At 72.1% G+C, this 12,464-nt stretch carries 15 protein-coding genes; 6 read left to right on the top strand and 9 right to left on the bottom strand.

What is annotated here, in order from left to right:
- Window positions 1-4: 4 nt before the first annotated feature.
- The 3 genes from fabG to ACFZCP_RS43835 all read right to left on the bottom strand — a co-directional run bounded on the left by fabG (window position 5) and on the right by ACFZCP_RS43835 (window position 2,101).
- Window positions 5-766, bottom strand: coding sequence for a 3-oxoacyl-ACP reductase FabG (fabG, locus tag ACFZCP_RS43845; RefSeq protein ID WP_362694761.1), 762 nt, complete (start codon window positions 764-766; stop codon window positions 5-7).
- Between the two features lie 124 nt (window positions 767-890).
- A complete protein-coding gene (locus ACFZCP_RS43840) occupies window positions 891-1,340 on the bottom strand; it encodes a DUF3037 domain-containing protein (RefSeq protein ID WP_362694758.1) in 450 nt (149 codons plus the stop codon).
- Window positions 1,337-2,101, bottom strand: a complete 765-nt coding sequence (locus ACFZCP_RS43835) for a HipA family kinase (protein WP_391442346.1) — start codon at window positions 2,099-2,101, stop codon at window positions 1,337-1,339. The genes ACFZCP_RS43840 and ACFZCP_RS43835 overlap by 4 nt, the downstream gene beginning before the upstream one ends.
- 205 nt (window positions 2,102-2,306) lie before the next feature.
- On the opposite strand from ACFZCP_RS43835, the gene ACFZCP_RS43830 reads away from it, so the two are divergent.
- The gene (locus ACFZCP_RS43830; RefSeq protein WP_391442345.1) at window positions 2,307-2,834 is read left to right on the top strand and encodes a Rieske 2Fe-2S domain-containing protein; all 528 of its coding nucleotides are present in this window, start codon (window positions 2,307-2,309) and stop codon (window positions 2,832-2,834) included.
- 6 nt (window positions 2,835-2,840) lie between these two features.
- Here the strand turns inward: ACFZCP_RS43830 and ACFZCP_RS43825 are convergent, their stop codons facing one another.
- The gene (locus tag ACFZCP_RS43825) at window positions 2,841-3,485 is read right to left on the bottom strand and encodes an isochorismatase family protein (protein ID WP_391442344.1); all 645 of its coding nucleotides are present in this window, start codon (window positions 3,483-3,485) and stop codon (window positions 2,841-2,843) included.
- Between the two features lie 182 nt (window positions 3,486-3,667).
- On the opposite strand from ACFZCP_RS43825, the gene ACFZCP_RS43820 reads away from it, so the two are divergent.
- Window positions 3,668-4,135, top strand: a complete 468-nt coding sequence (locus ACFZCP_RS43820; protein WP_391442343.1) for a pyridoxamine 5'-phosphate oxidase family protein — start codon at window positions 3,668-3,670, stop codon at window positions 4,133-4,135.
- A 3-nt stretch (window positions 4,136-4,138) separates the two neighbouring features.
- Here ACFZCP_RS43820 and ACFZCP_RS43815 read toward each other — a convergent pair whose 3' ends face one another.
- Window positions 4,139-5,041 (bottom strand): LysR substrate-binding domain-containing protein, encoded by a 903-nt coding sequence (locus ACFZCP_RS43815; protein WP_391442342.1) that lies wholly within the window; start codon window positions 5,039-5,041, stop codon window positions 4,139-4,141.
- 74 nt (window positions 5,042-5,115) lie between these two features.
- On the opposite strand from ACFZCP_RS43815, the gene ACFZCP_RS43810 reads away from it, so the two are divergent.
- The gene (locus tag ACFZCP_RS43810) at window positions 5,116-6,051 is read left to right on the top strand and encodes a DMT family transporter (RefSeq protein ID WP_362694740.1); all 936 of its coding nucleotides are present in this window, start codon (window positions 5,116-5,118) and stop codon (window positions 6,049-6,051) included.
- A 193-nt stretch (window positions 6,052-6,244) separates the two neighbouring features.
- On the opposite strand, the gene ACFZCP_RS43805 is transcribed toward ACFZCP_RS43810, so the two are convergent.
- Window positions 6,245-7,576, bottom strand: coding sequence for an aminotransferase class I/II-fold pyridoxal phosphate-dependent enzyme (locus ACFZCP_RS43805; RefSeq protein WP_391442341.1), 1,332 nt, complete (start codon window positions 7,574-7,576; stop codon window positions 6,245-6,247).
- A gap of 35 nt (window positions 7,577-7,611) precedes the next feature.
- Between ACFZCP_RS43805 and ACFZCP_RS43800 the strand changes: the two genes are divergently transcribed.
- Entirely contained in the window at window positions 7,612-8,301 is a 690-nt protein-coding gene (locus ACFZCP_RS43800; RefSeq protein ID WP_391442340.1) for a pyridoxamine 5'-phosphate oxidase family protein, read from the top strand.
- Window positions 8,302-8,345: 44 nt separating this feature from the next.
- Here ACFZCP_RS43800 and ACFZCP_RS43795 read toward each other — a convergent pair whose 3' ends face one another.
- Together ACFZCP_RS43795 and ACFZCP_RS43790 are read right to left on the bottom strand one after the other, a co-directional pair.
- Complete coding sequence (locus ACFZCP_RS43795) at window positions 8,346-9,356, bottom strand: EamA family transporter (protein ID WP_391442364.1); 1,011 nt, start codon at window positions 9,354-9,356, stop codon at window positions 8,346-8,348.
- A gap of 84 nt (window positions 9,357-9,440) precedes the next feature.
- A complete protein-coding gene (locus tag ACFZCP_RS43790; protein ID WP_391442339.1) occupies window positions 9,441-10,103 on the bottom strand; it encodes a Clp protease N-terminal domain-containing protein in 663 nt (220 codons plus the stop codon).
- A 317-nt stretch (window positions 10,104-10,420) separates the two neighbouring features.
- Here ACFZCP_RS43790 and ACFZCP_RS43785 point away from each other — a divergent pair, with 317 nt between their 5' ends.
- On the top strand, window positions 10,421-10,849 hold the full coding sequence (locus tag ACFZCP_RS43785; RefSeq protein ID WP_362694728.1) for an SRPBCC family protein: 429 nt from the start codon (window positions 10,421-10,423) through the stop codon (window positions 10,847-10,849).
- Window positions 10,850-11,026: 177 nt separating this feature from the next.
- On the opposite strand, the gene ACFZCP_RS43780 is transcribed toward ACFZCP_RS43785, so the two are convergent.
- The gene (locus ACFZCP_RS43780) at window positions 11,027-11,662 is read right to left on the bottom strand and encodes a helix-turn-helix transcriptional regulator (RefSeq protein WP_391442338.1); all 636 of its coding nucleotides are present in this window, start codon (window positions 11,660-11,662) and stop codon (window positions 11,027-11,029) included.
- A gap of 475 nt (window positions 11,663-12,137) precedes the next feature.
- On the opposite strand from ACFZCP_RS43780, the gene ACFZCP_RS43775 reads away from it, so the two are divergent.
- Complete coding sequence (locus tag ACFZCP_RS43775) at window positions 12,138-12,365, top strand: NAD-binding protein (RefSeq protein ID WP_391442337.1); 228 nt, start codon at window positions 12,138-12,140, stop codon at window positions 12,363-12,365.
- The last annotated feature ends 99 nt before the right edge of the window (window positions 12,366-12,464 follow it).

Here is a 12,464-nt window from a genome sequence, read left to right as displayed (position 1 = left end):
TTCCCTAGTCCAGCGGTCCGCCGGCGACGTACAGCACCTGGCCGGAGACGAAGCCGGCCGCCTCGCCGGTGAAGAAGGCGATCGCGTTGGCGATGTCCTCGGGCTCGCCGACACGCTGCACCGGGATCTGGGTGGCGGCGGCCTTCTTGAAGTCGTCGAAGCCCATGCCGACACGGTCGGCGGTGGCCTTGGTCATCTCGGTGGCGATGAAGCCGGGGGCGACGGCGTTGGCGGTGATGCCGAACTTGCCCAGTTCGATGGCCAGGGTCTTGGTGAAGCCCTGCAGGCCCGCCTTGGCGGCGGAGTAGTTGGCCTGGCCGCGGTTGCCGAGGGCCGAGGACGAGGAGAGGTTGACGACCCGGCCGAAGCCCGCGTCGACCATGTGCTTCTGGACGGCCTTGGTCATCAGGAACGAGCCGCGCAGGTGGACGCCCAGGACGGTGTCCCAGTCCGAGACGCTCATCTTGAACAGCAGGTTGTCGCGCAGCACGCCCGCGTTGTTGACCAGGATCGTCGGGGCGCCCAGCTCGGCGACGACCCGGGCGACGGCCGCCTCGACCTGGGCCTCGTCGGAGACGTCCGCCCCGACCGCGATGGCCTTTCCGCCCGCCGCGGTGATCTTCTCGACGGTGTCCTTGCAGGCGGCCTCGTCCAGGTCGATCACGGCGACCGCGCGACCCTCGGCGGCCAGTCGTACGGCGGTGGCGGCGCCGATGCCGCGCGCCGCGCCGGTGACTACCGCGACCCGCTGTGCAGTGGTGGACATGCTGCTTCTCCTCGCCCTTGAGAGAACCCGCGGCGCGGTGAGCGACCGCTTAGTACCTTCAGTACACGTGACGCTAGAAGCCCTGGCACCCGGTGTCAACGGGAGGCAGGGCCGGTGTGATCCATTACCTCACCAGGAGGTCCAGCAGGCGTTCCGTTTCGGCCGCCGGACCGGTGGTCAGACCGGTGTGCACCGGCCCGGGCTGCACGACGGCCGAGCGGGGCGCGATCAGCCAGCGAAAGCGCCGCCCGGCGTCGTCGCGGGCCGCCTGCCCGGCCTCCTCGCCGCCCGCGCAGTGGCGCTCGATCGCGCCGAGCGCGGCCCGTACCCCGGCCACGTCCGCGTCCGGGTCGAGCGCGAGCAGCCGGGCCTCGTCGAGGTGGGTGCGGGCGCCGACGTAGCCCTGTGCGCGGCAGTAGAGGACCACGCCGGCGTTGATGCACTCGCCGCGCTCGACACGGGGCACGACCCGCAGCAGGGCGTACTCGAACACGTCCCGGTCGCCGCCCTGGCCCGCCCGGGTGATGTGGCGCTCGGCCACATGGCCGGCGATGTGAATGTGGGTCTCGCTCACTTGCCCTCCTCGATGCCGGTGATGCGCTCGGCGATGACGGCCGCCCGGGCGAACAGCAGCCGCGCATAGGCCCTGCGCAGGTCGTCCGGGGTGTCGAAGCCGGGCTCGTCGGCCAGCCAGGCGTCGGGGATCTCGGCGGTGACCTCGGCGAGCAGGTCCTCGGTGACCCGTGGGGCGAGCGCGGCCGCGGCGGCGGACACGTCCGGGGCGAACCGGGCCAGCGCGTGGTCGCCGGCGTCGTAGGGGCGGGCCGCCGAGGCTTCGGCGGAGGGCCAGTTGTGGTGCCAGATCATCGTGGCGCCGTGGTCGATGAGCCACAGCTCGCCGCGGTGCACGAGGAGGTTGGGGTTGCGCCAGGAGCGGTCGACGTTGTTGATCAGGGCGTCGAACCAGACGACGCGCCCGGCCTCCTCGGGACTCACGGGGAAGGCGAGGGGGTCGTAGCCGAGGGCTCCGGAGAGGAAGTCCATGCCCAGGTTGGTGCCGCCGCTGGAGCGCAGCAGCTCCTGCACCTGCTGCTCGGGCTCACCGAGGCCGAGGACCGAGTCCAGCTGCACGGTGACCAGACGGGGCATCCGGAATCCGAGCCGCCGGGCGAGTTCGCCGCACACGACCTCGGCGACGAGGGTCTTGCGGCCCTGTCCGGCGCCGGTGAACTTCATGACGTAGGTCCCGAAGTCGTCGGCCTCGACGAGCCCCGGCAGCGAGCCGCCCTCACGCAGGGGCGTGATGTAGCGGGTCGCGGTGACTTCCTTGAGCATCGCCCCAGGTTACTGGGCGGTGGCCGGGAGACCGGCGGAGCGGCGGCCCACCCGGCCGAAAGCCGCCGAGAGCTTTCGGGCTGGCGTGGCTCACGGCCGTCCCATGTCCGGGGCGCAAAGATCTGGTTGCCGTCTGAACAGGTGGTGCTCCGCAACCGTACCCCTGGACGGATCAACGAACAGCTTTGCGGAAGGGAACGCATCCATGACCAGCGCATCGCCCCAGCCCGAAGCAGGACCGGCCCGTCGTACCGTCATGGCGGCGGCCGGAGCGGCCGGGCTCGCCGCCGCGCTGACCGCCTGCGGTTCCGGGGACAGCTCGTCCGACACCGTCAACACCGGCTCCGGCTCCTCCGGCACGACAGGCTCCACCGGGACCGGGTCCACGGGGGCCGCCGGGTCCTCGCAGGACACCGGTTCCCAGGCCTCGGGCGGATCGGCCGGCGGCACGGCCCTCGCCAAGACCTCCGACATCCCGCAGGGCGGCGGCAAGATCTTCAAGGACCAGGGCGTGGTGGTCACGCAGCCGGCGGCGGGCACCTACAAGGCGTTCTCGTCGAAGTGCACCCACCAGGGCTGCGCGGTGGGCAGCGTCGCGAACGGCGTCATCGTCTGCCCCTGCCACAACAGCCACTTCTCCGCCACGGACGGCAGTGTGAAGCAGGGTCCCGCGACCCAGCCACTGGCTCCCGCGAAGATCACCGTCTCCGGTGAGGAGATCAAACTGGCCTGAGCCGCGTCACGTCCGCCGGTGCGGCCGGGCGAGGCGGCCGAGCACCTCGTCCGTGGTCGTGACCGTCGCGACCAGCGCCAGGGTGTTGCGGATCATCGCGGGCGTGTAGTCGGCGGGCACGCCCGCGACGGCGTCGGCCGGGACGACGACGGTGTAGCCGCGGTTCACGGCGTCGAACACCGCGTTGGGGACGGCCACGTTGGCGGAGACACCGGTGACGATCAGGGTGCGGCAGCCGAGGTTGCGCAGCAGGGCGTCGACATCGGTCCCCTGGATCGGGGACAGGCCGTGCAGCCGCCGTACGACGAAGTCCTCCTCGGCGACCTCGATCGGGGGCGCGACGCGCACCGCCGTGGTGCCGGTCAGCTGCTGGACGGGGAGCCGTTCGGCGGCGCGGAAGAGGCGGGCGTTGCGGCTGGCGCCGCGGCCGTCGGGACGGCGCTCGGCGACGGCGTGGATCACCTGCACCCCGGTGGCGTGCGCGGCGCCGACCATCCGGGCGACGTTGTGCAGCGCGCCGGAGGAGCGGGCCTCGCGGGCCAGTTCGGGCAGCGCGCTGTCCGGGCCGACCACCCCCTGCTGGCACTCCACGGTCAGCAGGACGGTGCTCGCCGGGTCGAGCAGGTCGCCGAGATCTCCGTACGACGGCATGCCGCCTCCGTTCGCCGAGGTGCGGGGCGGCGAGAGTAACCAGCCGGGGGCGCGAGCGGAAGACGGGCGGACTGACGGGCCGGCAGGGGCCAGGACGGACCATTCCCTTTTCTGACGTGATGTCAGAGGATCAGCGGAGCAAGGACGTTCCTCTGGCACGACGTGGGAGAAGAGGGGGCCGTATGACCGTCACTCAGCAGCGCCGGGGCCGGAAGATCATGATGACGCCCGGCGAGCTGGACGCGTTCCTGACCAGCCAGCGCACCTGCCGGGTCGCAACCGTCTCGGCGGACGGCACACCGCATGTGAGCGCGCTGTGGTTCGCCTGGGACGGCACTTCGCTGTGGCTGTACTCGGTGGTGCGCAGCAGGCGCTGGACCCAGCTGCGCCGCGATCCGCGGGTGGCGGTCGTGGTCGACTCCGGCGAGGAGTACGACCAGTTGCGCGGTGTCGAGCTGACCGGCCGCGTGGAGTTCGTGGGCGAGGTGCCGCGCACCGGGGAGCTGTGCGCGGAACTCGACACCGCCGAGACGCTGTTCGCGCGCAAGAACTTCTTTCTGGACGAGATGCCGCACGACGGCCGGCACGCGTGGGCCCGGCTGACCCCGGAGAAGATCGTCTCCTGGGACTTCCGCAAGCTCGGCGGATAGCGGTCAGCCGAGCTGCTGCGCCGCCGCCCGCAGCGCCTCCACCGCCGCGCGGATCGAGGGCCTGCGGTCGGCGTCCGCGCGCCAGACGACGTACACATGCCGGCGCACCCGCTGTCTGAGCGGGATCATGACGATGCCCGGCGGCACCGGGTGTCGGCCCAGCAGCGGTGCGATGCACACACCCAGCCCGGCTGCCACCAGGCCGAGTTGGGTGTGGGTCTCGCCGGCACGGTGGCCGACGATCGGCTCGATGCCCTTCGAGCGCAGCGTGAACATCAGCCACTCGTGGCAGAACTCGCCCTCGCCCCAGGTGATCCACTCGTCCTCGGCGAACTCACCGAGGTCCACCTCGTCCCGGTCCGCGAGCCGGTGCCCGGCGGGCAGCGCGACCTCGGCCGGATCGTCCAGCAGCGGAGCCTTGACCAGGCCGTCGGGCACGGGCATCGGCTTGTTGTACCAGTCGAGGACGACCGCGAGATCCAGGTCGCCGCGGACGACCCCGGCGACCCCCTGCTCCGGCTCCAGTTCGCTGGAGCGCACGCGCAGCCCCTGGTGCCGGGCGCGCAGCGCGGCGAGCGCCGTCGGGAACAGGCCGCGGGCGGCGGTCGGGAACGCCGACAGCCTCAGTTCGCCGACGACCTGCCCGCGCTGCGCCTCCAGGTCCGACTGGGCGAGCTCGACCTGCGAGAGGATCCGGGACGCATGCTCGGACAGCAGCCGCCCGGCGTCCGTGAGGCGCACCCCCCGCCCGTTCTTGGCCAGCAGCTGCTGGCCCACCTCCCGCTCCAGCTTGCCCAGCTGCTGGGAGACCGCGGACGTCGTGACGTGCAGTGCGTCGGCGGCGGCACTGACCGAGCCGTGCCGGGCCAGTGCGTCCAGGGTGCGCAGGCGCTCAAGGTTCAACATATAAGCAATCCTAAGAGGTATCCGGCGAGAATTCTCGATTGTGCTACGAGGTTGCCTCCGGCATCGTTGACGCCATGCGTACCGTCGCCGCACCCGGCACCCCGTCCACCACCACCGCCCCGGCCCCTCCCCGACCCCGCCTCGACTGGCGGCTGCGCTTCGGCGTCCTCTCGTCGATCTGGGGCTTCAGCTTCCTGCTGATCAAGGTCGGCACGGAGGGGTACGCGCCCTTCCAGGTCACCCTCGGCCGCCTGGTCTTCGGTACGGCGGTGCTGGCGGCGGCGATGGCCGTGAAACGGCAGCGGCTGCCGCGCGGTGCGCGCGTCTGGGGCCACCTGGCGGTGGCCGCGTTCTTCCTGAACGCCCTGCCGTTCTCCCTGTTCGCCTACGCGGAGCTGACCATCCCGTCGACCCTGGCCGGCATCTGCAACGCCACCTCCCCGCTGTGGGGCATGGCCCTGTCCCTGGTCGCGCTCTCCGAGGACCGGCCGACACGCGTCCGCGTCGCCGGACTCGGCCTGGGGTTCCTCGGGGTACTGACCGTTCTCGGCGCCTGGCAGGGGTTCCACGGCCTGGACGCCACGGGCACGGCCATGGCGCTGCTGGCCTCGCTGAGCTATCCGGTCGGGTGGATCTACGTGCGGCGGACGCTGGCGGGGACCGGTAACTCCCATCTGTCCATGACCGGTGCGCAGCTGCTCCTGGCCACGGCCCAACTTGCCTTCATCACACCGCTGTTCAGCGGCTACCCGGCACATGTGTCATGGGTGCCGTTGCTGGCGATCGCCGCACTGGGCGCTCTCGGGACGGGGCTGGCCGTGCTCCTCCAGTACGGGCTGGTCGCCGAAGTGGGGCCCACCACGGCGCAGATGGTCACCTACTTCATTCCGGTCATCGCCACGGCCGCGGGAGTCGCGATCCTCGGGGAGTCGCTCCGGTGGACCACCCCGGTGGGAGCGGTGATCGTCCTCGCCGGGGCTGCGCTCACCCAGGTGCGGCGGGGCACCTGAGCGGCAGAAGCACGACACCTTCGGAAGAGGGGGGCCGGGCACACCCCTGGAAGAGCTTGGGCCCGGTACACCCCGGGAAGAGGGAGGGCCTGGCAACTCCTCGAAAAGGGAGAGCCCGGTCCCCGCGCGACTGCGGGTGCGGTGCGGCCGCCCGCGCGGATCCCCCTGGCGCCCCGATGCCGGCCGGTGCGCCCTACACGTAGGTCCTGACCGGCGCCGGCCCCACCGCCGCCGCTACCGCCGCCGCGAGCGGACCGGCCTCCTGCGCGGTCAGCGTCGACACCGTGATACGGATCCCCGGCGCAGCGTTCAGCCGGAAGCGGGCACCCGGAGCGACCGCCCAGCCCGCGTGCAGGAGACGGGCCACCGCGCCCGTCTCGTCCGGAACCGGCACCCAGACGTTCATGCCGCTGCGGCCCTGCGCCGCCACCCCGCGCTCGGCCAGCGCCTCGATCAGGGCGTCCCGGCGGGCGCCGTACGAGGCCGCCACCTCGCGCGTGTCGACCGCGCCGTCGCGCCACAGCCGCACCACGGCCCGCTGGAGGAGCCGGCTGACCCAGCCGGGGCCCAGGCTCTGGCGCCCCCGCACCCGGTCGACGGTGACGGCGTCCCCGGTGAACACCGCCAGGCGCAGGTCGGGACCCCAGGCCTTGGCGACGGAGCGCACGAACACCCAGTGGCGGGTGACGCCGGCAAGGGGGTGCAGCGGCACGTCGACGATGCCGTGGCCGTGGTCGTCCTCGATCAGCAACGTCTCGGGATGCTCCCGGAACACCGCCCTCAGTGCCCGTGCGCGCGCGGCGCCGACCGCGGCACCGGTCGGGTTCTGCGCCCGGTCCGTGACGATCACGGCGCGCGCGCCGGACTCCAGCGCGCGGCGGACGTCGTCGGGGCGGGGCCCCTGGTCGTCGACGCCGACGGGAATCGTGCGCAGCCCGAGCGCCGGAACCAGGTCCAGCAGGCTCCCCCAGCCCGGATCCTCCACCGCCACCTGGTCGCCCGGCTTGAGATGGGCCACGAGGACCCGCTCGACGGCATCGAGCGAGCCGGAGGCCACGGCGACGGGCCCGTCCGGCACACCGTCGGCGTCCAGAGCGGCCCGGGCCAGGCGCATCAGCTCCGGCTCCACCGGATCGTGCCCGTACAGCACGGGTTCCCGGTCGCTCTGCCCCGCGGCCGCGGCGAACGCCTCGGCCAGAGGGGGCAGCAGCGCGGGGTCCGGGTTGCCGTCGGCCACGTTGCGCACGCCGTCCGGCACGTCCACGCGGATCTGCTCGCGCCATGTCGTGGCCGGCTTGGGCCGCACCCTGCTGCCTCGGCGGCCGGCGGTCTCGATCACCCCGCGCTCGCGCAGGGTGCGGTAGGCGGCCGCGACCGTGTTCGGGTTCACCCCGAGCTGCACGGCCAACTCCCGCATGGGAGGCAGCGGTTGGCCCGGCGCCAGCTCCCCCGCACCGACGGCACGCTCGACGCTGGCCGCGATCTCTGCTGCGCCGCCGCCCTGAATCGGATACTCTCCTAGCACAAACCTTATTATGCACTAGTGCAATGGAGAACGCCATGCAGGGGACCCGGGAGACATCGCAGCAGCCCGCCGCCTACACCCCGACCGACCGCACCGTGCCCACGCGGTCGGCCGACCGGGCCTCGTACGACCGGGAGATGGTGCACGCGATACTCGACGAGGGCTACGTCTGCCACCTCGGCTTCGTCCGCGACGGCGCCCCGGTGGTGCTGCCGACGCTGTACGGCCGGGTCGGCGAGCGGCTCTACGTCCACGGGTCCACCGGCTCGCGCCCGCTGCGGATGACCGGCCGGACGGACCCCGGGCTCTCGGTGTGCCTGACGGTCACGCATGTCGACGGGCTGGTGCTGGCCCGCTCCGCCTTCCACCACTCCATCAACTACCGCTCCGTGGTGGTGCACGGCATCGCGCACGAGGTCACCGACCCCGAGGAGCGCAGGCTGGCCCTGGACGCGCTGGTGGACCACGTCGTACCGGGCCGGGCCGCCGACTCCCGGCCCGCGAACAAGAAGGAGCTGGCCGCCACCGCGGTCATCCGCCTCGACCTCGACGAGGTCTCCGCCAAGGTACGCACCGGCGGCGCGAACGACGAGCCCGAGGACCTGTCCCTGCCGCACTGGGCCGGCGTCGTCCCGCTCCGCAAGGGCTACGACACCCCCGTCGCCAATGCCGACCTGGCGCCCGGCATCGACCTCCCGGACTACCTGACGGGGCGGGCCGTCTGACGGGACGAGGCGCGTGGCGGGGGCCGTCCGCTGCCGAGCTGGGTTCAGCCGACGGCGTGGGCCTCTTCCGGGGACGTCTCCCTCTCCGCGCCTCCCGCGGCCACCGGCTCGGCGGAGCCCTTGGCGGGTGTCGAGGACTGGGCGATGAACGCGCCGATCAGGACGATCATGCCACCCACCACCTGCGGCGCCGACAGGTGCTCTCCGAGCAGCACCCAGGCCAGCACGGTCGCGATGACCGCCTCCAGGCACGCGACGACGCCCGCGACCTGCGGGGACAGCCGCCGCACGGACGACACACCCGTGATGTACGCGATCACCGTGGCGACGAGGACGATCCAGGCGAGCAGGGCGACGGCCGGGACGGCGGTGCCGTTCATGCGTACGGAGCCGGCCAGCACCGACCAGTGCATCGTCCACGGGCGGGCCACAACGGTGAGCACGGCAGCGCCGACGAGCAGACCGTAGGCGATGACACCGAGCGGGTCCGGTGCCCGCTCACCCGCCTCGCTGCCCTGGTCGGACAGGACGAAGTAGCCGACCTGGCAGAAGGCGGCACCGAGCGCGAACAGCAGGCCGAGCGCATCGAAGCTCAGCCCCGCCCACACCTCCACCACGCACGCGAGGCCCCCGGCCGCGAGCACCACGCCGAGCGCGGCCGCACGCGTCACCGGCCGCCGCTGCACGAACCGCACCCAGCCGAGCACGAGCGCGGGCGCGAGGTACTCGACGAGCAGCGCCACGCCGACCGGGATCCGCGAGAGCGCGGCGAAGTAGCAGGCCTGAACGCCTGCGACGGCCAGCAGCCCGAACCCGGCGAGCAGCGCCGGGCGGCGGCGCAGCAGAGCGCGGTGCCGTACGGCGAGCGGCAGCATGACCACGGCGGCGCCGGCCACCCGCAGCCACACCACGTGGAGGGGGTCGAGGCCGGCCTCGATCAGCGGTTTGGCGGCCACTCCGGACCCGCCGAAGGCGAGCGCCGAAGCGAGCGCGAGACCGAGCCCGACACCCTTGCCGTGGCTGCCCTGACTGCTCTCAGACGTATGCACCGGCACATGATGACAGGGCGCGACATGAGCGTCATCCCTCATGACACCTGTCTCACGGGATGGACGCGCCCGGGCTCGCGGCGTCCGGATTCAGCAGGCCGGCCCGCCGTCGGCGTGCTCCTCTTCACGGGCCTCGATCCGGGTGCGCAGTTCATGGACGGAAATGCCGGCGCGGGCGAGGACCTCGACGGACCGGGACTGCGGGTCCACGACGAGCGCGGCGAGCAGATCGGTGCCGCGCGCGCGAGTCTCCGCACGCTCACGGGAAAGGGTCTCCGCACGCTCACGGGAACGGAGTTCGTCGCGCTCACGGCAACGGCTGTCCTCACGCTCGCGGGAACGGATCTCGTCACGTTCGCGGGCGCGTCGGCGGGCGTCCTCCATCGCGGCGGCCGCGGCCGGCGACCAGCGACCCGCGTCCTTGGCTTCACCGCCGTACACAGAGGGGTCGGGTACGACGGCGATCGCGCCGGAGTCCTCCACGGTGCTCTGCCAGCGCAGCCCGTAGCCGATGCTGCGCTGCACGAGATAGCCGAGCAGCCGGGCGAGCTGCGGCGCGTCCCCGACGACGGCACGGACCTCGGGATCGGACTCCAGGAGCGAGTGGAGCAGGTGGGCGGTGTCGATCTGCCGGTCCCCGTCCCGCACAGCCCTGCGGCGGGCACCGGCGACCACCGCCGTCAGCTCGGCACCGAGCCCGGCAGCGTCGTGCGGGCGCGGACCGCCCAGGTCGTGGGCGGGCTGGCGGGTCATACGGCGTTGCACACCCTCTACCCCATCAGCCTCACGGTGCCACGTCATCGACGAGGGGAACCATGTGTGCGTCCCACGCAGAGTGGACATCGCCTGTCCGCATCTCATCCTTACGGAGGAGATCAGGCCGATTCCAGCCACATGGCGCGCGTCGACTTGTCACGTACCCCCGAGGCGACCACGCAGGACGGCCACTCATGCAGGATGGCGACCCGACCGGCCGTCGGCACACCTTCTGACAGTTCATCAGTATTGAATGTTCGAGGCCCTGCGGCTACGTTCCGCGACAGCGTAGCCGCATACGAAGGGGTGGTCGCATGGCCGAAGTCAGCGCGGAGGCACGGATCCAGGCGCCGGCCGAGAAGGTGTGGACCCAGCTCACCGACTGGTCGTCGTACGGCGAGTGGAACGCGACCCACACCAGTTTCCCCAAGGGGGGACCCGAGTCCCTGGCGGTGGGCGGGACGTTCCAGGAGAACATGAAGCTGATGGGCTTCCCGGCGGAGGTCGACTGGACCATCGAGGAACTGGAACCGGCCCGGTTGTTCGCCATCCGCGGCAAGGGCCCGATGGCGGTGACCGTCGCCACGCGCTACACACTCACGCCCGACGGGGACGCGACGACGGTCCGTATCGACGGTGAGTTCACGGGGGCCGCGGTGTCACTGATGGCGGGCAAGCTCAAGGACTCGGCGACGGCGGCCCTGAACGAGTCGCTGCGCAAGCTGGACGGCCTGGTGACCTGAACCCCGCCCGCGGACACAGTCCCGGGTGCACCTACCGGTACAGGCGCAGCCACCGGCACCGACACCGGGACGGGTACCGACACCAGGCACCGACACCGGCGGGGGCACGGACACGGGAAGGCGCCCCGCGGAGGACTCCGCGGGGCGCCTCGACCGCCACACCGGTCCCACCGTTCGTCAGTGCTCGTCGGCCAGGATGAGGTACAGCTTCTTACGGGCGTCGTTGATGACGGCCAGCGCCTTCTCGCGCTGCTCCTTCGTACCGGTCTTCCAGACCTGCCCGAAGGCCTCCATCAGACCGAAGCCGGCCTGGCGGATCTCACCGAGAGCCTCCCAGTCGACCCCGCGAGAGGCCTCCTCCCAGGGGGCGTCCGGCCCTTCCTCGGCGGCACTGCGACCGCTCTCGGTCAGGGAGAACAGCTTCTTGCCGCCCTCGCTCTCACTCGTGATCAGGCCCTCGTCCTCCAGCAGCTGGAGGGTGGGGTAGACCGAACCGGGGCTGGGCTTCCAGGCGCCGCCGCTGCGCTCGGCGATCTCCTGGATCATCTCGTAGCCGTGCATCGGCCGGTCCTTGAGCAGGGCGAGCATCGAGGCGCGCACATCACCGCGCCGCGCCCTCCCCCTCGGGCCTCCGCGCCCTCGCGGCCCCCAGGGTCCCGGTCCGAAACCGGGCCCGCCGGGCCCGAACCCGGGACCGCCCGGACCGAAGGGCCCGAAGGCGGCCCGCCGGGCCTCGAATCCACCGAAGCCGCCCCGACCGTGCCGGCCCGGGCCGCCCTCACGATGTCCACGCTCGAATCCGTGGGTGCGCATCGCGATCACTCCATTCCATCGTTGATCTGTCATGTATCACTCGCGTTCCTTACGCGATGGCTCAACGATATATCGGAACCGATCGCATGACAAGCCCCTTCCGGAGAGGCCGGCTGTCCGTTCTCGTCGAAGCCGGTCGCCGTCTCAGCCAACCCGGTCGATGCGGCCCGGGCGAGGCACACCGTCACCCGCCCGGGGTGCCTACAGGTGCGCCTGTAGGCGAACGAGCGTGTGGGGACGCAGACTCACAGGTGATCGCATACGCGCGTGCGGTCCAGCAGGGCTCGATCCTCGCTGCCGCAGGCGGGACGGGATGGTCGGACAAACCGGTGCCGAGGCCGCCGTGGGTCGGCAGCTCCACGGTGTCCACGCAGACGTCTGCGCTGATGCGGAAAGCAGCCGCCAAACGCGGGACCGGCTTCCTGGCCGCCCCTGGTGAGCGGGAACCCAACCTGCCTTCACGCCGACGTTCACCATGCCGCTGCTCCGCAAGGACTTCGACCTGGGACTGGCCGCCGCCCGCGAGTTGGAGGTCCCGATGCCGCTCGCCGCCGCCACCGCTCAGCTCGTCGCGAGTGCCATCGGCGCGGGGCACGTCGAGGAGGACTTCGCCGCCCTGATCGTCGAACAGGCCAGGAACTCCGGCATCACGCTGGAAGCCCAGAACTTCCCGGTGGACGACGGCCTGTCACCGCATGCCTGACCTGCTACGGCTCGACTCGGTCGGATGAGACGGCGACTGGCCTCGTGCCCAGGCACAAGGCCGGCTGGATCACCGACAGACGCGGGATGCCTCGGGCCA

Source organism: Streptomyces sp. NPDC007971, from assembly GCF_042958635.1.
In the GTDB taxonomy this organism is placed as follows: Bacteria; Actinomycetota; Actinomycetes; order Streptomycetales; family Streptomycetaceae; genus Streptomyces.
Note: the sequence above shows the minus strand (reverse complement) of the source record. Positions and strands in the feature narration are given on the sequence as shown.